Genomic DNA, 19,608 nt, shown 5'->3' on the forward strand with positions numbered 1-19,608 from the left:
GCGCGTGAGGGGTTTCACGGCTGCCCCTGAGCGGAGCTGGGGGGCGCAGTTGAGCGTTCACGCAGGGAAAGCGCAGGTCCGGCCCGCATGGTAGGGGGCAGGAACGGCCGCGACTTCGCTGGCCTGTTCACTTTCCCGCACTGACCCGCTTCCGGCGGGCGCTGCCTGTCAAGAGGTGCCTCATGCGTTCCACTGAAACCACCCGCGTTGTTCCCGTCCGCTCCCGTTCCCTGCTGGGTCTGCTCACCGTGGGCCTGCTGGTCGGCGCGCCCGCCTTCGCGCAGACCGCCCCGGTCACCCCGACCCCGCCTGACGCGCCGGTCACGCAACCCGCCCCGGTCACCCCGCCCCTGCCGGACCTGGGCCTGCCCGCCACCACCCCCGCCCCGCAGGACGCCCCGCCACAGAGCGAGCCTCCCCAGAGTGAGCCACAACAGAGTGAGCCGCAGCAGGGTGAAGCGCAGCAGCCCGGCACTGAGGCGCCTACGCCGGACCCCACCAGCACGGACGGCGCTGCCCCAGTGGCCCCGGCCGACGCCGCTCCCATTTCGGCGGCCGGGGTCAGTTCTTCCTTGCCAGCGCCGGGCAGCGTGAAGGTTCCGGAACTGCCGGGCGCGGCCCTGCTGAAAACGGTGCAGACCGTCCTGGGCGAGACGCTGATCTACAGCGCGGGCACCCAGGGCGCCCTGCCGCGCACGGTCGAGGCCCTCCAGGCCGCCGGGTACTCCGTGCAGGACGGGGCCGCCACCAGCGCGGACCGCGTGACACTGCGCCGCGCCGGAGACGACCGTTCCTTCGAGCTGAGCGTGCGGGAGCAGGGCGGCATGACGGTCGTGTCCCTGGCCCGCCTGCCCGGCCAGGACAGTACGGAAGCCCCCGCTCCGGAAGCCGCACCCGCGCCCAGCGATCCTGCGGCTGAGCCTGAGACCGCGCAGCCGGACGCGGCACCGACTCCCGCCGTGAGCACGGAGGAGGCGCCCGCACCCGACAACTCAGCGCCGGACAGCCCGGTGGACGCCCCAGTGCCTGAGCAGCCCGGAGTGGTACCGCCCGCTCCGGCCCCCACGCAACCCTGATGCCGGAACACGCGGCCTGAACGACGCACACTGAACAGGGCATGACTCTTCTAGCAGTCATGCCCTGTTCAGTGTGGTGCTCTGGAGGTGGTGCCCTGGGGTCAGTACTCGATGCTCTTGACCTTGTACTTCATCTGCTTGCCGTTGTCGAGGTTGACCACGAAGGCCTCGCCTTTCTTGCGGCCCATCAGTTCCTTCCCGACGGGGCTGTCCTCGCTGACGCGCGGCAGGCTGCCACCGGTGACGGCGGCTTCGGGGGCACTGACGACCTGCACCTTCATGTCCTTCTTGGTGGTCTCGTTGCCCAGCATGACGATCGCGCCGAGTTCCACGCGGCCCTCGTTCTCGTGGTCCTCGATGACGCTGGCGCGGGCCAGGGTGTCCTCGAGTTCATCGATGCGCGCCTCGATGTTCATCTTCTCGCGCTTGGCGTCTTCCAGGCCGGTGTCCTCGGTATCCGAGCTGGTTTCCATCTGCTCTTGCAGGATGCGGGTCGCCTCGGCAAGGCGCACCATTTCCTGATCAAGGGATTTCTGAAGGCGTTCAAAACCTTCACGTGTGAGCTTCACCTGTCTGGTCGCTTGTGCCACTCTAGGCCTCCGTTGCGCCGCCGGGTGTTCCGGCGAGGACTCATGAACTGATGGGGTTGCGCTGCCAGGGTTCCGGATCGGATTGGGTAAGAATCAGCGCGCATTCTGCCACACACCCTCCCCCCTGACAACGGCGTGTCCCAGGATCAGGCGGCGCCCGGCCGCAGCGGAGGCTGAGCCGGGCGGGCCATGCGGGCGGTCAGGAACGTGAAGAAGGCGAGCAGGACGGCCAGCAGCAACAGGAACGACGGTACGGCCGGCGCGCCCCAGCGGGCGAACAGCCCCCCCAGCAGTGCCGGGGCGATCACGCCGCCCAGCGACCCGGCCACCAGTAGGAACGGCACCAGCCGCGCCGAAAGGGTACGCGTCAGCCACGCCAGGGTCGTGCCGAACACCGGGGCGAGCGCCAGCCCGGCCAGCAGGTGCGCGCCGGCCGCCAGTTCCGGGCGCAGCGCGGCGGCGGCGCACACGGCCAGCGCGGCGGCACACAGCAGCACCACCCGCGACGGTTCCCAGCGGGCCGCGAACACGCCCGTCAGGACCCGCCCGACCGTCAGCGCGCCCCAGAACCCACTGAGGATCAGCGCGGCGCCGCCCACGCCCACCTCGGTCAGGTACCGCACGGTCCACGCACCGTACCCGGCTTCCAGGCCCACGTAGCACGCGATCAGCGCGGCGAACAGCGCGAACTGCGGTCCGGGCCGCGCCGCACCCGCCTGCGCCGGGGCGGTCACGATGTCCGGCACGCCCCACACGCGGCCCGCCACGAACGTCGCGGCGCACAGGGCCACCACCACCAGGAACGGCCCGCCCAGCCGCCCCCCCAGTTGCGCGGCGTCCACGCCGGCCGCGCCCACCCCGGTCAGGCCCGCGACCAGCAGCGGCGACACCATGCTCCCCACCCCGAACACCGCGTTCACGAGGTTCACGGGCCGCGCGCCCACGCTGGCGTAAGCGGCGTTCAGGCAGGCGCTCACGCCGCCCAGACCCAGTCCGCCCACGAACGCCGAGACGACCGCCACGCCCCAGAGCGGCGCGAACACCACGCCCAGCATGCCCAGCGCCAGCACCAGCAGACTGAACGACACGCCCGCCCGCACACTGACGCGCCGCAGGGCCGCGCCCACCAGCGGCGGCGCGATGGCAGAGCCCAGGAAGTGCGCGCTGGCAATCAGGCCCACCACCGCCGTACTGACCCCGAACCGCGCCTGAAACACCGGGAACGCCGGGCCGTACATGGCCTGCAAGAGCCCCAGCGTGAAGAACGCCGCCGTTCCCACCGCCATCATGGGCAGTGAAGCCCGCGCACCCGCCTGAACCTTCCCGGAACCACTCACGCGAGGGACGCTATCACCCGCCGCGCTCCGCACCGCGCGGCCCACCTAGAGACACCCCTTAACCTTCCCGGCTCAGGGGTGCGGGGCCGTGCGGGTCAGCGGGACGTGCAGGTCAGCGGGGCAGCGCGACCAGCGCGAAGCGCCACTTGTTCGCGGCCGCGTTCGTCTCGTACCACTCGTACCCGATGCTGCCGCCCATCAGGGCGGGCAGGCCGTCGATGCGGAAGGCGATGTCCGCGTCGGCCGTGGCGGACTTGCCGAGCCAGTCGCGGTACGCGCGGACCCGTACGGCGCCCAGGCCGAAGCCCTCGGCGGGCGGCAGGCGGTACGTGAGGCTGGCGTTACTGGACCGCGCCCGGCCGAAGCCGAAGTCCCCGATGGCGGACTCCCCCATGACGAAGCGCTCGAAGTGCGAGGCGTCCAGGTTCAGGCCCGCTGCCAGCGGCACCCCGATCACGGCTGTCACGTCCGCGCTGCCCTGCGCTTTCCCCTGGGTGGGGAAGGCGTACACGCGAGCCGTGGAGTACAGGCCGGTGTTCACCTTGCCGTAGGCCCGGCTGTAGCCGCCGCTGACCTCGGTCTGGGTATACGCGGCGGTCACGTCGCCCTGCTGCGCCACCCCGACGTTGTTCAGGAACCGCACGCGGCCCTCCCAGACCTGCGTGGCGTACCCGACCGTGGCGTGCGAGTGAGACGCGCCGCCCTGCACCAGCGCGCTCCACTGGAGACCGCTGCCGGGAGCGCTGGTCAGTTCGGCCTTGGGCACGTTGTAGAACCGGCCCAGCGCGGCGCTCAGGCTGCCGAACTGCGCGGTCAGGCCGTAATCCCAGTAGGTGGGGGCTTTCAGCAGCGTGAAGCGCACGTCACGGTCCAGCGGGAGCGGCAGGTACCGCACGCCGAACCCGTCGGTGGTGGACGCGATGAACTGCGTGCTGCCGAAGCGGTTCAGGTAATCGGAGGGCAGGCGGAACCCGCTGAGCCTGGGGGCCGGAGCGGGGGTGGTGGGCTGGGCCGGGTCCGTGGCCGTCTGGGCCGAGGCGACCGCGCCCGGCAGCGCCCCTAGGCTCAGGGCCAGGGTCAGGAGACGGAACAGGGAACGGGGAGCCACAGGGGCAGGCAGGGAGACAGGAAGAAAACGCACCCGCCCATCCTGCCTGCTGACCCTGAGTGCCGTCAAAACCCCCCTCATGAGGGAGGCTCATGCGCGGGGGGCGGTGCCGGGCGGTTCAGTGGCGGATGTTGACGATGGTGACGCCGTGCCCGCCCTGGTTGGCTTCGGCGTCGTGGAAGGATTCGACTTTCTTGTCGCCCTTGAGGTACTCGCGCAGCAGGCGGCGCAACACGCCCTGGCCCTTGCCGTGCACGACGCGCAGCGGGCTTTCCTTCAGGGCATGGGCCTCCAGAACGGCGGTTCTGAGTTCCTCGACGGCTTCCTCGACGCCCATGCCGCGCAGTTGCAGTTCGTTCTGGAAGGTGCTGACGGCGACCGCTCCGGCGAAGGCGTTGCGCGGGCCGCGCGTTCTGGGGGCCGTGACCTTGGGTTCCTGTTTGAGGCGCACGTCGCGGCGTTTGACGCCGACCTTCATGACGCCGAGTTGCACGACCAGGTCGTCGCCGCGCAGTTCGAGGACCTGTCCGGCGGCGTTGTAGGCGGGGACATCCACGCGGCTGCCCACGCGGATGGGGTCGCCGCGTTCCTCCCGGACGATGGGGGCGGGGCGGGCCTTCTGCGCCGAGACGCGCAGGTCGCGGAGTTCCTGCATGACGCGCGGCCGGGCGCTGTCTTCCTGGGCGCGGGCGCGCAGGGTACGGACGCGTTCGATGGCGTCGGCGTACAGGGATTCGGCTTTCTGGCTGGCCTCGGCCAGCATCTCGTTGCGGCGCAGTTCGAGGGTTTCGCGTTCCTGGCGCACGCGGCCCAGTTCGGCCTCGGCGTCGCGGCGGGCGGCGGCGGTGCCTTCCAGCTGGGCGCGCAGGTCCTCGCGTTCGCGTTCCAGGCCTTCGAGCATGCGTTCCATCAGGCCGGCGTCGGGGCCCAGCAGATCCTCGGCGCGGCGCAGCACGTCGGCGGGCAGGCCCATGCGCTGCGCGATGGCCAGCGCGAACGACCGGCCCGGCTGGCCGACCTGCAGCACGTAGGTGGGGGCCAGGGTGTCCACGTCGAAGCCCATGCTGGCGTTCTTCAGGCCGGGTGTTTCCAGCGCGAACAGTTTCAGGGGCGACAGGTGCGAGGTGATAATGCCGCGCGCGTCCTGCGCGAGCAGCGTCTCGATCAGGGACTGCGCCAGGGCCGCGCCCTCGTTGGGGTCGGTGCCGCTGCCCAGCTCGTCGACCAGGACCAGCGTGTCGGGCGCGGCGTGCCGCAGCACGTAGCGCAGGTGCTTGAGGTGAGACGCGAAGGTACTGAGGCTCGCCTCGATGCTCTGCTCGTCGCCGATATCGACCAGCACGTCGCGCACCACGGGAAGTTTCGCGCTGGCGGCCGCGACGTACAGGCCGCACTGGTGCATCAGGACCGCGAGTCCCAACGTCTTGATGGTGGCGGTCTTGCCGCCCATGTTCGGGCCGGTGATCAGCAGCAGCTTCGTGTCGCCCAGCGTCACGTCGTTCGCGACCGGATTCTCGATCAGCGGGTGGCGCACCTCGCGCAGGTCGTAGGTGCCTCCCACGGAACTTTCCGGGCGGTTCAGTCGCCAGTCGCGGGCCAGCCGGGCCTTGGAGGCGATCAGGTCCAGTTCCCCGATGGTCACGAGCGTCATAGGCACGTCCGCGTCGCCGGCCAGCAGGCCCGAGAGTTCCGTCAGGATGCGGCGCACCTCGGCTTCCTCGTCGAGGATCAGGCGGGTGAGTTCGTTGTTCAGCTGCGTGACGGCGGCCGGTTCCACGAAGTACGTCTGCCCGGTCGCACTGGCGTCCACGATGATGCCCTGAACCTGCCCCACGCGGCTGGCCTGCACGGGCAGCACGTAGCGGTCACGGCGGATGGTCACGATGTGCTCCTGAAGCACGTCCGACCACTTCTCCAGCGTGGCGGTCAGACGCTCGCGGATGCGGCCACGCAGCGGCTCGATGCGCTTACGCAGGTCGCGCAGGCGGGGGCTGGCGTCGTCCCGCACCGCGCCGTCACGGTCCAGGGCGCTCAGGACGCGGCGCACCAGTTCACTGTGATCGCCCAGCCCGGTCGCCACCTCACGCAGCGGCCCGCGCGAGTTCACGCCGATGGCCCGCTTGACGGTCATCGCGCCGTCCAGCGAGTACGCCGCGCTCAGCAGTTCCGAACCCGACAGCACGCGGCCCTCGGCGGCGCGGGCGTGCAACTCGCGGATGTCGTGAATCCCGCCGAGGCTGAGGCTCACGCCGAACAGCGCGTCCTCGACCTCGTCGAGTTCCCGCGCGATCCGCTCCGGGTCGTCCGAGGGCCGCAGCGCACGGGCGCGCTCTGCGCCCAGCGACGTGGCACTGCGCTCGGCCAGCGCATCGAGAACACGGGGAAAATCAAGGGCGGACAGGGCGCGGGCATCGAAGGACATCTCAGCAAGGAGCATACCGGCCCCGCCCCCCCAACACCGTGCGCCGAGTGGCTTAGAAAGCCTTATCTCAATTCAGGCCAGCCCACCATTCAGGCCAGCACGCAGTTCAGGTCAGACCCGCCGCGCGTTACCCTGCACGCATGAAACTCGCCGAGGCCCTGATCGAACGCGCCGACCTGCAAAAACGCGCCGCGCAACTGGAAGAACGCCTCGTGAAGAACCTGCTGGTGCAGGAAGGCGAGGCCCCCGCCGAGGACCCACAGGCCCTGCTGCGCGAATTCGCGGAGGTCGCCGCGCGGCTGGAGGCCCTGCTGCCCCGCATTCACCGCGCGAACCTGCGCGCCACCCTTCAGGACGGCCGGACCCTGACGGACGCCCTGACCCGGCGCGACCTGCTGGACCTGCGCCTGCGGGTGCTGCGCCGCGCCGCCGCGACCGCCAGCGACCGCCCCACCCGCTACAGCAACAGCGAGGTCCGCATCCTGTCCGCCATTCCCACCCGCGAGTTGCAGGTGCAGGTGGACGCCCTGGCGAAAGAACGCCGGGAACTGGACACGCAGCTGCAACAGGCAAACTGGTTGACGGACCTGCCCGAATAAGCCCACACTGCCGGTCGGGAGCGTCCGCGCGGGCGGAGACCTACCTCGCAGCGGGGAAAAGGCTGCACCCCTGAAGACGCCGGGGCGGCGTCGCCGGACCGACCGGCCCCACCGGGCACGCCCAGCACACTGCACCCCTCACCCGGCACCGCGCACCCCTCACTCCCACGGCCTCGACGCCGGGCGCTCCCCCCAGATTCCCAGACCCCCAGCTTCCCCGCCCCCCCGCCAGCCTCCGCACGCCGGAGCGGCGGGGGACTTCACTGCCGCGCGGCGTCCAGCGTCGCCGTGAAGGCGCGCGGGTCATCCACGTGCAGGCTGACTGCCTGCGTCACCTGCGGCCGCCCCAGGAACCCGTACAGGGTGACGGGCCGCGCAAAGCGCAGCATGACGTTCGCGCGTGCCTGACGGTGCAGGCGCAGCACACCCGCCTCGCCGGGCGCGGCCGCCTGCACCTGAGCAACATCGCTCAGGGCCACGCTGCCCGTCCAGAGCAGGCCGACGTTCAGGTGCAGCCGCTCGCCCAGCACCACGCCGCGCCCCCGCAGCGCCCGCAGGTGCCCCGCGCACCACAGCACGCCCAGCGCGTTCACCAGCAGGTGCACCAGCGCCGCCCGTTCATCCCGCGCCGCCAGCATGAAGTGCACCGGCACGGCCTCCATGACGCTCAGGAAGATCAGCAGCGTGAACGCCGCGCCCGCCCCTGTGGACGACCGGAACGCCGTGCCACTCGGACCACGCGCCCTGCCCAGCAGGTGCGCCCACACGGCCCCCTCCCACGCCAGCCACGCGCCCAGGCCCGAGCGGGGCGTCACGCGCGACCACGACACGATCCGTCGCTCCAGGCCCTCCAGCCGCACCGCGCCCGCCGGGAGGGGCCGCGTCAGGCCGAACGCGACCACGCCCAGCCCCACCAGTCCTAGCGCGGCCGCCACCGGCCACCACCCGCGCGACAGCGGCAGCAGCAGCCACGCCACCAGCACACCACGCGCCAGCACCCACGCCAGCGCCTCCGGGTGCCGCTCGCCCCGCAACCTCGTGCGGGACGCGATCAGCGCCGCAGTCACCGTCAGGTCGAACAGGGCCAGCCCCACCAGCCACGGCCGCACCTCCGGCGGCACCCACTCCGCCATCAGGAACACCAGCGCCACCGTCACGCCCGGCAGCACCCACTCCGCATTCAGCCGAAACCACGCCCGCCCTGCCACCGGAACTGCCAGCATCACGACCCCCCTTCAGGACGCCCGGAAACAGGCTCCTGCACGCAGTTGAAGTACGCCCACCGTACCCGGCGAGAGGGACCGGATTGTCCCGCCAGTCAGTCCGGCGCGCCCTCCCCTTCTCCGTGCGCGTCCCTCAACTTGCGCCAGCGGTCGGCGACACGGGCCTCCCAGCCTTCGCCGGTGGGGGCGTACAGGTCGAGTTGCACGCCGTCCGGGAGGTAGTTCTGGTTGAAGCTGCCTTCGGGGTCGTCGAAGTAGTACGCGTAACCCCGGCCGTAGCCCTGCTGGCGCATGAGGGCGGTGGGGGCGTTGCGCAGGTGCAGCGGGATGGCGAGGCTGCCTCCGTCGGGTCCGGCGCCCTCGCGGACGGCGTTCAGGGCGTTCTTCCATGCCACGTACACGGAGTTGCTCTTGGGGGCGAGGGCGAGGTACACGACCGCCTGCGCCAGCGCGAGGTCGCCTTCGGGACTGCCCAGGAATTCCACGGTGTCGCGCGCGGCGATGCACAGCCGCAGGGCCTGGGGGTCGGCGAGGCCGATGTCCTCGGCGGCCATGCGCACCACGCGCCGCGCGACGTACAGGGGGTCGGCGCCGCCCTCGACCATGCGGGCCAGCCAGTACAGCGCGCCGTCCACGTGGCTGCCGCGCACGCTCTTGTGCAGCGCGGAAATGAGGTTGTAGAAGTCCTCGCCGTTCTTGTCCATCTGCGGCAGGTGCCGTCCGAACGCCTCGGTGATCGCGTCGGGCGTGACGGGGTTGGCGAGGGTGCTGGCGACTTCCAGGGTGCTCAGGGCGCGGCGGGCGTCGCCTTCCGCGAGGCGGGCGAGCAGGTCCAGCGCCCCTTCCTCGGCGGTCACGCCACTCAGGCCGCGTTCGTCGGTCAGGGCGCGTTCCAGCAGGCCGCGCACCTCTTCCGGCTTCAGGGCTTCGAGGACCAGCGTGCGGGCGCGGGAGCGCAGGGCGGGGTTCACCTCGAAGCTGGGGTTCTCGGTGGTCGCGCCGATCAGGGTCAGCAGGCCGCTCTCGACATGCGGCAGCAGGGCGTCCTGCTGCGCCTTGTTGAAGCGGTGGATCTCGTCGAGGAACAGGATGGTCTTCTGGCCCCGGCCGCGCAGGCGTTCAGCCTCGGCGGTGGCGTCCCGCACGTCCTTCACGCCCGCCGTGACGGCCGAGAGCGGAATGAAGTGCGCGCCGACCTCTCCGGCCAGCAGGCGGGCCAGGGTGGTCTTTCCCACGCCGGGCGGCCCCCACAGGATCAGGCTGCCCAGCCGCCCTGATTGCAGCACGCGCGTCAGCGGTCTGCCGGGGCCGAGCAGGTGCGTCTGCCCCACGACCTCTGCGACCGTGCGGGGCCGCAGGCGTTCAGCGAGGGGAGCGGGCGGGTCGAACAACGTCACGCCCGCAGGATACGGGCGGGCCGGTTGGGGAATTGAGGCGCGGTGCGGGGTGCGCGCCCCCCCACCCACGGCGCACAATGACCGCATGGACGAACAGACCCTCCGCCACCAGATCGAACTTGCCGACCTGCCCGCCGGGGTCCACGTGACCCAGGTGCCCGGTGCAGGCGTGGTCCTGCGCGCCACACACGGCGAGGAACGCGGCCTGGAAATCCAGCTGACCGACGACGCCGAGCGCATGTACGGCGAGGGCCCCGCCGTGGCCACCGCCCTGGCCCGACTGAAGCAGGCCGCCCAGGCAGGTCTGCCCGCCTGCCGGACGGACGGCACCTACGAACGGCTGGTGTTCGTGGGCGACTGAACCGGCCGGGCCGCTGTCAGGGTGCCAGCCATGCGGGACGATGGGTGGCCCGCGCGGAAGGCTGCGCGCCTATCCTGCCCTGCATGACGGACATTGCAGAGCGGTACATCCGGCTGGCGCACGCCATCGACGCGCACTCGGAGGGCTTCATTGACGGGTACGGCGGCCCGCAGGAGTGGGCGGTCCGGGAGGCCCGCGACCCGCAGGCCCTGATGGCGGAGGCGTCGGCGTTGCTGGCGGACGTGGCGGGTGTGTCGGAGGAGGCGCGGCGCGAGTGGCTGACCGTGCAGGTGCGGGCCATGCACACCATGACGCGCCTGCTATCCGGCGAGGCCATCGCGTACGCCGATGAGGTGCGCGGCCTGTACGACATCGAGGCGCGCCGCGCGGACCTGGGTGAACTGGACGGGGCGCTGCGGGCGCTGGACGCCGCGCTGCCCGGCAGCGGCTCCCTGGTCGAGCGGGAGGAGGCGCTGCGTTCGCGGGTGGCGGTGCCGCGCGGGGACATCCTGCGGGTCGCGGCCCCGATCCTGGCGGAGTTGCGCTCGCGCGTGTCGGCGCGCTTCGGACTGCCGGACGGCGAGGATTTCAGCATCGAACTGGTGAATGACCGGCCCTGGAGCGGGTACAACTGGCCGCTGGGGAACCTGAAACAAGAGTTTCCACAGGCGAGGGAATAGCGACCAGCACGAAGGCCCAGGAGGCAGGGGCTTGAAATTCCCCGGTCTCATGGGCCTTTATGCGAAGTGACTATGCCTCGCATCCCCAGCCTACCGCACAGCATCATCACCGCTCAGCTGAACCGGGTCACCAGCCTCAGTGGCCTCATCCCCTACAGCACCCTGTGTAAAAGTGCCATCTCCAAAGAGATGGCGCGGGACTCCTTCGCCTCCACGGAGGACTTCAAGCGTCGAGCCAGGAACGCGCCGGAGGGCGCGTTCCTGGCCATTGATTTCGTCATGGTGCCCCACGCCGGACGGACGATGGAAGGCGTGAACTACCACTACAGCGGTCAGGCCCAGACCCGTCTGGGCCATCAGTTCACCTCCGCGGCCCTGGTCAGGTTCGGTGAAGATCCAGTTCCGTTGCTGGAGCGCTTCAAGGTTTCCCAGGCCCTGCATACAGAGCGCTATCCTTACCGTACAGCGACTCAGGAAATGATCCACGTCGTCCAGGATTGCCTCGCGGCGGGCGTCCCCATGGCGGGTCTCCTCCTGGATGGGGAGTTCGGGCGGGACGCGGCTGTGACCTTCAGTCGCGAGCATCAGATTCCGGTATTGATCCGTGCCAAAGCCAATATGACCGTGCAGTTCGAGGGTGAGGGACTCACCCTCGGTGCGCTGAGTCGGCAGTTCCCTCCAGAACGCTGCCACCTGTACGCGGAGTTCGGGTGGCGTGTCCGTCGATTGTCGGTCACCCGTGAGGTCGGTGGGTTCGATGTCCTGATCGTGTGGCGCAAGGTGCACGGGGAGTGGACACGGTTTTTCCTGTTCAGCACGTTTGGTGGTGACGTCACGGTTCGCTCACTGCTGCGGGCCTGGAAGGCCCGCTGGGGAATTGAGGTGATTCACCGGTTCTTCAAGCAGAACCTGGGACTGGGACGCTGTCATTGCCGGACGATCCAGGCGCAGGAGAACTGGGTGTGGTGCGTGGTGGAGGCCTTTCACGCGGTGTTACGGGTGCGTAGGGAAGTACCGGGAATGACGTGGCGGGCCGCACAACGGCAGGCAGCTCAGAATGCCGAAAAGTACGTCCTGACCGGGATGGAGCAGGACGGCCCCCTGCTTGACGCCGCGTGACACGACATCAGCAGGGAAGTGGAAACTCTTGCTGAAAAGTCGCATCGACATCAACACGGACCTGCCGGTGCTGCTGCCCGCCCTGCCGGACCTGCTGGCGCACGAGGGGTACCCCGGCCACCACACCGAGCACGCCACCAGGGAGGCCGGGCTGGTGCGCGGGCGCGGCTGGCTGGAACACAGCATTCAACTCATCAACGCGCCGGAGTGCGTGGTGTCGGAGGGAATCGCCGTGAACGCCCTGCGGGCCGTCATGACGCCGGACGAGGCAGAGGCGTGGCTGACCGGGGAACTCGCCGCGCTGGCCGGGCTGGACGCGGACGACATCCGCGCGTTCCTGGCGGCCACGCAGGTCAAGCGGGCGCTGGGCGGCGTCAGCGGCGAGGCCGCCATGCGCCTGCACGCCGACCACGCCCCGGAAGTCGAGGTGCTGGAGTTCCTGCAAACGTACGCCCTGGCCAGCGAGGCGCGCGCCCGGCAGTCCCTGCGCTTCATCGGGAATCCCACCTTCCGGTCGTACATCTTCACGTACTCGGTCGGCGGTGACCTGGTGCGCCGGGCGACTGAACGCGGCGGCAGCGACACCTTCGCCCACCTGCTGCGCGAACCCGTCACGCCGGGGCAACTGGCCGCCATGGGCCAGTAAGGGAGGACGTGGGGAGTGGAACGGTGGCTGGCCTGCCGACCCGCTCCCCACCTCCTGCGACCCGCGCGTACCGCCTCCCCCCCTCCTGGCCGCCGGGCGCTACACTCGCGGGTATGCCGCTGGATTCAGGCTCTGTGCTGGTGGGTCGTTACGACCTGCTGGATCTGCTGGGCGAGGGTGGAAGCGCGCGGGTCTTCCGGGCGCACGACACGCTGCTGGGGCGGGACGTGGCGGTGAAGGTGCAGCACGCGCACGTGCCGCCCAGTGACCGGGAACGCTTTCTGCGGGAGGTGCGGACGCTGGCACGCCTGACGCACCCGGGCGTGGTGCCGGTGCTGGACCTGGGAACGGAACCGGAGGGTGAGCGGCCGTTTTTCACGATGCCGCTCATGACGGGCGGGCCGGTGACGGCGCTGGGGCCGCTGGAGGACGCGCCGGGGCCGCTGGGGCGCTTCCTGACGGCGGCGGCGTTCGTGTCGCGGGCGCTGCATTTCGTGCATGCGCGGGGGATCACGCACCGGGACCTGACGCCGGGGAACGTGCTGCTGGACGATTCCGGGCTACCGCGCCTGATGGATTTCGGGCTGGTGGCACTGAGTGAGCACACGCGGCAGCTGACGCGCAGCGGCGTGACGCTGGGCACCCCGGCGTACATGGCGCCCGAGCAGGCGCGCGGGGTGGGCGTGGGGCCGCTGAGTGACCTGTACGCGCTGGGCGCGGTGCTGTACCGCGTGGCGTGCGGCAGTCCGCCGTTCGTGGGGGACAGTGATCAGAGCGTGCTGTACCAGCATGTGTACGAGGCCGCGCCGGACCCGCGTGACCTGAACCCGGCCGTGCCGGACGCGGTGGCGCGGGTGCTGCTGTCGCTGCTGGCCAAGCGGCCCGAGCACCGCCCGGAAAGTGGCGAGGCGCTGGCGCACCTGTGGGCGCTGGCACGGCGGGACGTGTGGACCACGCACGTGCGCGGCCAGTACCGGGGCGGACGCACCCGGACCGGGGAGCACCCGGACGGGCCGGCGCGCGTGGCGGGCCTGCGGGAGGTCTGGAGCGTGCCACTGCCGGGCGAGGTGACGTGGCCGGCCGCCGTGATGGGCGAGGCGGACCTCGTGGCGGTAGGCACGCGTGGCGGGCAACTGGTGCTGACGCACACGTCGGGCCGTCCGTTCGCGACGTACGCCGCGCGGGATGAGGTGACGGCCCCGGCGACCTTCCAGGACGGGCACGTGCTGTTCGGCGCGTGGGACGGCACGCTGCGCCGCGTGGACCTGCACAGCGGCGCGGAAGTCTGGATTCACCGGGCGCGGGCGGAACTGACGGGCGCGCCCACGCTGTGGCAGGGGCAGGTGCTGGCCAGCAGCCGCGACGGGCACCTGTACGCGCTGGACGACGCGACGGGCGAGTTGCGCTGGGCGTACCGGACGGGCGGGCCGGTGGCGGCCAGTCCGCTGGTGTGGGCGGGCGCGGCGCTGATCTGCGACGAGAACGGCTGGCTGCACGCGCTGGACGCCCGCAGCGGCACGCCCATGTGGAAAGTTGAGATCGGGACGGTGCACGGCACCCCGGCACTCCTGCCGACCCGGCCGGGCGAGGCGACGCTGGTCGTGGCGACCTGGGAGGGCGAGGTGCACGCCCTGGCGCTCAGCGCGGCGGGCGGGCGGGTCACGCTACGCAGCGGCGAACCGACCCTCTGGACGTACGACCTGGAAGACGAGGTGTGGGCGTCCCCGGCCCTGACCGGCGCGGACCGCGAGTCGGGCGTGGCGATCCTGGCCGGGTGGGGGGGCGTGGTGCGGGCGCTGCGCCTGTCGGACGGCGAGGACCTGTGGTCGCACACCATGGAGGGCCGCGTGACGGCCAGTCCGGTCATCAGCGCCGGGATGGTCTTCCTGGCGTCCGAGGCCGGGGAGTTGCGGGCGCTGGACGTGCGCAGCGGGGCCGTGCGCTGGTCGCACCGGGAGGCGCAGGGCGTGCAGGCCACGCCACTGGCGGCGGACGGCACGCTGTACGTGGCGTTCATGAACGGCACGCTGCGCGCCTACCGCAACGCGCCGCTGGGGCCGCCGCCCAGCGCTCCGTCCGGCCTGATCTGACGCAGAGGCTGTCCGGCACATCTCTGCGAGTCCGCTCGGGTTGAAAGCTTCTGCAAACCTTTCAACCGGAGTCCGTATCACACGGGGATGACATTTGCTTTAACACAGCGGCCTACACTGAACGCAAGACAAGGGAGTGGACGGCCCCGCCGGGCCGCTCCGGCCCACCCTGGAGGAAGTCATGCCCAATCTTGGTCCCGGTGAACTGATCGTTATTCTGCTGGTCGCGCTGGTCGTGTTCGGCCCGCGCAAACTGCCCGAACTGGGCAAGAGTCTGGGCGCCGGCTTGCGCGAGTTCCGCAAAAGCACCCAGAGTCTCAAAGATGGCCTGGACGGCACCCTGAACGACGGGCCTCCTGGCGCGGCTCCGGTGCAGACCATTCACGCGCCGCAGGCCGTGGCCGTTCCGGCGGCCCAGGCGGCCGCGCCCGCCAGCGACGTGCAGCCCGCGCCGACGCCAGTTGCACAGACGCCAGCCGCGCCGTCCGCCACCGTGCAGGCCAGTAACGTGGTGCCGCAGCCGGTCGCTCCGGCGCCGGCCGTGTCGGTCGTCAAGGAGAACACGCCCGGCTGAGCCGCCAGGGTCACCGCGTCCCCACCGGGCATGCCGCGCATGGTCGTGGGGACGCTTGCTGTCAGGAGGCTCGCTGTCAGGGGCTCGGTTGTCAGGGGTTGGGTGCTGACAGCCGTGCGGCGGTGCGGCATCTGCAACGGTTCTGTCAGGCGGGTTTGCTACGCTGGCCAGCGTGAACTTTTGCACAGTCCGTGGGGGCCGCTGATGCTGGCCCGCGCCCGCAGTGTCGCGTTGATCGGCGTGGACGCCGTTCCGGTCGAGGTCGAAGTGGACGTCTCGCCGGGCCTGCCGGCCTTCACGGTGGTGGGGCTGCCGGATCAGGCGGTCAGCGAGGCGCGTGAGCGGGTGCGGGCCGCCGTGCGGAACGCGGGCCTGCCGTTCCCGGCGGCGCGCATCACGGTGAACCTCGCCCCGGCGGACCTGCGCAAGGAGGGGCCGCTGTACGACCTGCCCATCGCGCTGGGGCTGCTGGCCGCGCAGGACCTGCTGCCGGCGGCGGCGCTGGCGGGCACGCTGGTGGCGGGTGAACTGGCGCTGGACGGCAGCCTGCGGCCCATCTCGGGCGCGGTGAATCTGGCGCTGCTGGCGGCGCAGCTGGGGTTGCCGGCGCTGCTGCCCCTGGGGAACGCACCCGAGGCGGCGCTGATCGAGGGCGTACCGGTGTTCGGGGCGAGCACCCTGGCGGAGGCGGCCCGGCACCTGGGCGGCTCCCACCCGCTGCCGGTCACGCCTCCGCCGGAGGCGCAGGTGCTGGAGGACACGCTGCTGGACCTCGCGGACCTCAAGGGCCAGAGCGGGGCGCGCCGGGCGCTGGAGATCGCCGTGGCGGGCGGGCATAACCTGCTGATGGTCGGGTCGCCCGGCAGCGGGAAGACCATGCTGGCGCGCCGCGCGCCGGGTCTGCTGCCGCCCCTGACGCGCGCCGAGGCGCTGGAGGTCACGCGGATTCACTCGGCGGCGGGGCTGCTGGCGTCGCGGGGCCGCCTGAACCTGGGCGCGCCGTTCCGAGCGCCGCACCACACGGTCTCGGATGCCGGGCTGATCGGTGGGGGCGGCGTGCCCCGGCCCGGCGAGGTCAGCCTCGCGCACCGGGGCCTGCTGTTCCTGGATGAATTTCCGGAGTTCAGCCGCAAGGCCCTGGAGACGCTGCGGCAACCGCTGGAGGACGGCACGGTCGTGATCAGCCGCGCGCGGGCGACCGTGCAGTACCCGGCACGCTTTCAGCTGATTGCGGCCATGAACCCCTGCCCGTGCGGGCACCTGGGCGACCCGGAGAAGGCCTGCGTGTGCACGCCGTCCGAACGGATGCGGTACGCGGCGAGGCTGTCGGGGCCGCTGCTGGACCGCATCGACCTGACCGTGCGGGTGCCCCGCCTGACCGTGGAAGAACTGACGCGCGCGCCCGAACCGGAACCGAGCGCCCCGGTGCGCTCACGGGTGGCGGCGGCCCGCGAGCGCATGCTGGACCGGCAGGGGGGCAGGAATGCCGACCTGGGTGGACAGGCCCTGCGGCAGCACGCGCCGCTGGCCGCCGGTCCCGAGGGCTTTGCGCGGGCCGCCGCGAAACAACTGGGCCTGACCGGGCGCGGGTACGACCGCCTGCTACGCGTGGCCCGCACGGTCGCGGATCTTGCGGGCAGCCCCGACATCCGCGAGGCGCATCTGGCCGAGGCGGTCACGTACCGGCCGCGCGACCTGGGCACCGGCTGACGCGACCCGCATGGAGCACAGAAGTGAGCGGCACCGGAGATTCACCCCAGGTGCCGCCCACTTCTGTCCTGCCGGCTTATTCTTCGCTGCTGTCGCGGTTGACGGTGCCCGTGCCGTCGTCGGGGCCGCTGCCTTTCTCGATCAGGTCGGCGGGGGCCACGGCGGCGATCATGCCGGTGGTGTTGGCGTTCGCCACGGCCGGAATGACGGCCGTCTCGTCGCGGCGCAGGCTTTCGCCCTCGCGGGAGTCGTTGATGAGGTTGCCGCTCTCGCGTTCGATGTCCTCGACGCTGCGGCCCAGGGGGGTGGTGTCGTGCAGTTTGTCGGTCATGCGTTCAGTCTGCGCCGGTCACCTTCAGGCGCGGTGAGAGGCTTCCCGGGGCGGCCTTCATGCGCCGCGCGGGGCGAGGTGCCGCTGGGCGCGGTTCGGTATGCTGGCGGGCAGGGAGTCTGGCTGGCTGTGGCCGCAGCGTCCCGCACCGGCCTTCCGGACCGGTTTTACAAGGAGTGACCATGACACAGCGCCAGAGTGAACGAGCCGTGCAGACCCTGCAGGGCATTGGAATGACCGCCGCCCCCCTCACGTCCCTGGAGCGCGACGAGGCGCTGTTCGTCCTGACGGCCGACACCCTGCTGTTTCAGGACGCCGACGGCACGCGCCGCGTGACCCTGCGGGACCTGACCCGCATTCACAGCGATCAGGAGGGCACGCTGCGGGTCGAGACTCCGGCAGGCACGGCCCTGACGGCCAGTCTGCTGGGCTTCGATCCGGCGGAGGTGCAGGCGTTCTTCGGGCAGGTGCGGGACGCCACGGCCCGCGCCAAGGAGCAGCCGGTCACGCCGCTGCCGTCAGCGGACGGTCCGAAGACCTTCAGCCCGGCCGCCGCACCTGCCCCGGCCTCCACTCCGGCCCCGACTCCGGCACCGATTCCTGTGCCCACTCCGGCGCCCGTACCTACGCCGGCACCCACGCCCGCACCCACCCCGGTTCCGGTTCCCGCGCCTGCCCCGGCACCCGCTCCAGCTCCGGCCGAGCCGGTCGTGATCTCCTCCTCGACCTTCTCCCCCACCCGCGCCCAGCCGGAGAGCCGCCCGCAGCCGGACCCCCGCCCGGTGCCGGATCTCAGTAAACCCCGCCCTTCAGCGCCCGCGCCCGTGGCGGCCGAGCGGCAGCCGAACCCGGTGCCCGCTCCTGCCGCCGCTCCGGTGCCGGTGCGGGCCGAGGTGGCGGGTGTCCCCCTGCGCGGCGCGGCGTCGGCCGTGGCGGTGCTGGCGCAGCAGGCCGATGCGGTCGACGGCCTGACGGGTCGCCTGCGGGTGCTGGGCGCGGTGCTGTTCGTGGCGTCGGTGGCGCTGGCGTTCTTCCAGTTCTCGGGCGGAGAGCCGCTGGCGGCGCTGTGGACGCTGCTGGCCGGCGGGGTGGGCACCATTGCCCTCATAGCGCTGGCGGATATCGCGCGGCTGCTGGTGTCGCTGGCGCGCGCGTCGAGCGCCTCGAGCGGGGTGATGGATGTCGAGTGAGGACACCGGCGCGGCGCAGGACGCGCGTGACCTGCTGATCCGCACCGTGCAGATCGCGTCGCTGTCCGGGCAGGAGGGGCCGGTGGCGGACTTCCTGAGCGGTTGGATGGCCGCGCGGGGCTTCACAGCGCGGGTGGATGAGGCCGGGAACGCCGTGGGCGAGCGTGGCAGCGGTCCGCTGACCGTGGCGCTGCTGGGGCACATGGACACCGTGCCGGGCGAGATTCCGGTGCGGGTGGACGAGGCGGGCGTGCTGCACGGACGCGGCAGTGTGGACGCCAAAGGACCGCTGTGCGCGTTCATGGCGGCCGTGGCGACCCTGCCGCCCGGGGCGCTGGCGGCGGCGCGCTTCGTGGTGATCGGCGCGACCGAGGAGGAAGCGCCGAGCAGCCGGGGCGCTCGGCACATCCGGGAGGTCCTGCAGCCCGACGTGGTCCTGATCGGCGAGCCGAGCGGCTGGGAGGGCCTGACGCTGGGCTACAAGGGCCGGCTGGTCGTGAAGGCCGGGGCGCAGCGCGAGAACTTCCACACGGCCGGCGAGGGCAGCAGCGCCGGGGACGACCTGACCGAGGCGTGGTTCCGCGTGCGCGCCTGGGCGGCCACGGCGGGCGAGGCGGGCGGCGTGTTCGGCGGGGTGCAGGCAACCGTGCAGGACATCACGGCCGGCACGGACGGCCTGACGCAGCAGGCGCGCGGCACCTTCGGGTTGCGCCTGCCGCCCGCCGTGAGCCCTGAGGAGGCCGAGGCGACCATCCGCGAGTTGCTGGCCGACCTGGACAGCGTGACCCTGACCTTCACCGGCCATGAGAGCGCCGTGCGGCATGCCAGGGACAACGCGCTGACGCGGGCCATGCGGGTCGCGATCCGCGCGCAGGGTGGATTGCCCGTGTTCAAGGTCAAGACCGGCACGAGTGACATGAACGTGGTGGCCGCGCACTGGCCGGTGCCCACGCTGGCCTACGGGCCGGGCGACAGCGCGCTGGATCACACGCCCGAGGAACGCCTGGATCTCGCGGAGTACGACCGCGCCGTGGCCGTGCTGCGTGAGGCCCTGACGCGACTGGCGACCGGCTGGACGGCCAGCGTGGGCACGGACGTCCGGCCGGACTGACGGACCGGTCAAGCCGGAATGTCTTCCGGTTTTTCTCACGTCAA

General features: G+C 71.6%; 18 protein-coding genes. 11 read left to right on the forward strand and 7 right to left on the reverse strand.

Annotation, left to right across the window (positions count from 1 at the left end; translation table 11 throughout):
- Positions 1-182 precede the first annotated feature (182 nt).
- Positions 183-1,076 (forward strand): hypothetical protein, encoded by an 894-nt coding sequence (locus M8445_RS02495; protein ID WP_273989412.1) that lies wholly within the window; start codon positions 183-185, stop codon positions 1,074-1,076.
- Positions 1,077-1,177: 101 nt separating this feature from the next.
- On the opposite strand, the gene M8445_RS02500 is transcribed toward M8445_RS02495, so the two are convergent.
- The 4 genes from M8445_RS02500 to M8445_RS02515 form a co-directional block, all read right to left on the reverse strand.
- Positions 1,178-1,666: a GreA/GreB family elongation factor gene (locus M8445_RS02500; protein WP_273989414.1), complete on the reverse strand. Its 489-nt coding sequence runs from the start codon at positions 1,664-1,666 to the stop codon at positions 1,178-1,180.
- 146 nt (positions 1,667-1,812) lie between these two features.
- On the reverse strand, positions 1,813-3,003 hold the full coding sequence (locus M8445_RS02505) for an MFS transporter (RefSeq protein WP_273989415.1): 1,191 nt from the start codon (positions 3,001-3,003) through the stop codon (positions 1,813-1,815).
- 112 nt (positions 3,004-3,115) lie between these two features.
- Positions 3,116-4,111, reverse strand: a complete 996-nt coding sequence (locus tag M8445_RS02510) for a hypothetical protein (RefSeq protein WP_273989416.1) — start codon at positions 4,109-4,111, stop codon at positions 3,116-3,118.
- A 118-nt stretch (positions 4,112-4,229) separates the two neighbouring features.
- Positions 4,230-6,533, reverse strand: coding sequence for an endonuclease MutS2 (locus tag M8445_RS02515; protein ID WP_273989417.1), 2,304 nt, complete (start codon positions 6,531-6,533; stop codon positions 4,230-4,232).
- Positions 6,534-6,673: 140 nt separating this feature from the next.
- On the opposite strand from M8445_RS02515, the gene M8445_RS02520 reads away from it, so the two are divergent.
- Positions 6,674-7,132 carry a DIP1984 family protein gene (locus M8445_RS02520; RefSeq protein WP_273989419.1) on the forward strand — a complete coding sequence of 153 codons (459 nt, stop codon included), beginning with the start codon at positions 6,674-6,676 and terminating at the stop codon, positions 7,130-7,132.
- A gap of 260 nt (positions 7,133-7,392) precedes the next feature.
- On the opposite strand, the gene M8445_RS02525 is transcribed toward M8445_RS02520, so the two are convergent.
- Positions 7,393-8,355, reverse strand: coding sequence for a hypothetical protein (locus tag M8445_RS02525; protein WP_273989422.1), 963 nt, complete (start codon positions 8,353-8,355; stop codon positions 7,393-7,395).
- 95 nt (positions 8,356-8,450) lie between these two features.
- Positions 8,451-9,752: a replication-associated recombination protein A gene (locus M8445_RS02530; protein ID WP_273989423.1), complete on the reverse strand. Its 1,302-nt coding sequence runs from the start codon at positions 9,750-9,752 to the stop codon at positions 8,451-8,453.
- A gap of 85 nt (positions 9,753-9,837) precedes the next feature.
- Between M8445_RS02530 and M8445_RS02535 the strand changes: the two genes are divergently transcribed.
- From M8445_RS02535 to M8445_RS02565, 7 genes are all read left to right on the forward strand, one after another.
- Positions 9,838-10,113, forward strand: a complete 276-nt coding sequence (locus M8445_RS02535) for a hypothetical protein (RefSeq protein WP_273989425.1) — start codon at positions 9,838-9,840, stop codon at positions 10,111-10,113.
- Between the two features lie 83 nt (positions 10,114-10,196).
- Entirely contained in the window at positions 10,197-10,793 is a 597-nt protein-coding gene (locus M8445_RS02540) for a hypothetical protein (RefSeq protein WP_273989427.1), read from the forward strand.
- Between the two features lie 72 nt (positions 10,794-10,865).
- A complete protein-coding gene (locus M8445_RS02545) occupies positions 10,866-11,912 on the forward strand; it encodes a transposase (RefSeq protein WP_273988203.1) in 1,047 nt (348 codons plus the stop codon).
- Between the two features lie 28 nt (positions 11,913-11,940).
- The gene (locus tag M8445_RS02550; protein ID WP_273989428.1) at positions 11,941-12,558 is read left to right on the forward strand and encodes a hypothetical protein; all 618 of its coding nucleotides are present in this window, start codon (positions 11,941-11,943) and stop codon (positions 12,556-12,558) included.
- 113 nt (positions 12,559-12,671) lie between these two features.
- On the forward strand, positions 12,672-14,648 hold the full coding sequence (locus M8445_RS02555; protein ID WP_273989429.1) for a serine/threonine-protein kinase: 1,977 nt from the start codon (positions 12,672-12,674) through the stop codon (positions 14,646-14,648).
- 181 nt (positions 14,649-14,829) lie between these two features.
- Positions 14,830-15,222: a twin-arginine translocase TatA/TatE family subunit gene (tatA, locus tag M8445_RS02560; protein ID WP_273989430.1), complete on the forward strand. Its 393-nt coding sequence runs from the start codon at positions 14,830-14,832 to the stop codon at positions 15,220-15,222.
- A 204-nt stretch (positions 15,223-15,426) separates the two neighbouring features.
- A complete protein-coding gene (locus M8445_RS02565) occupies positions 15,427-16,932 on the forward strand; it encodes a YifB family Mg chelatase-like AAA ATPase (protein ID WP_273989431.1) in 1,506 nt (501 codons plus the stop codon).
- 76 nt (positions 16,933-17,008) lie between these two features.
- On the opposite strand, the gene M8445_RS02570 is transcribed toward M8445_RS02565, so the two are convergent.
- A complete protein-coding gene (locus M8445_RS02570; RefSeq protein ID WP_273989432.1) occupies positions 17,009-17,263 on the reverse strand; it encodes a hypothetical protein in 255 nt (84 codons plus the stop codon).
- 182 nt (positions 17,264-17,445) lie between these two features.
- On the opposite strand from M8445_RS02570, the gene M8445_RS02575 reads away from it, so the two are divergent.
- Both M8445_RS02575 and M8445_RS02580 read left to right on the forward strand, forming a co-directional pair.
- Entirely contained in the window at positions 17,446-18,453 is a 1,008-nt protein-coding gene (locus tag M8445_RS02575; RefSeq protein ID WP_273989433.1) for a hypothetical protein, read from the forward strand.
- A complete protein-coding gene (locus tag M8445_RS02580; RefSeq protein ID WP_273989435.1) occupies positions 18,443-19,564 on the forward strand; it encodes a [LysW]-lysine hydrolase in 1,122 nt (373 codons plus the stop codon). Before M8445_RS02575 ends, M8445_RS02580 begins: the two co-directional genes overlap by 11 nt.
- Positions 19,565-19,608 lie beyond the last annotated feature (44 nt).

The sequence above is a fragment of the Deinococcus aquaticus genome (assembly GCF_028622095.1).
Taxonomy (GTDB): Bacteria; Deinococcota; Deinococci; order Deinococcales; family Deinococcaceae; genus Deinococcus; species Deinococcus aquaticus.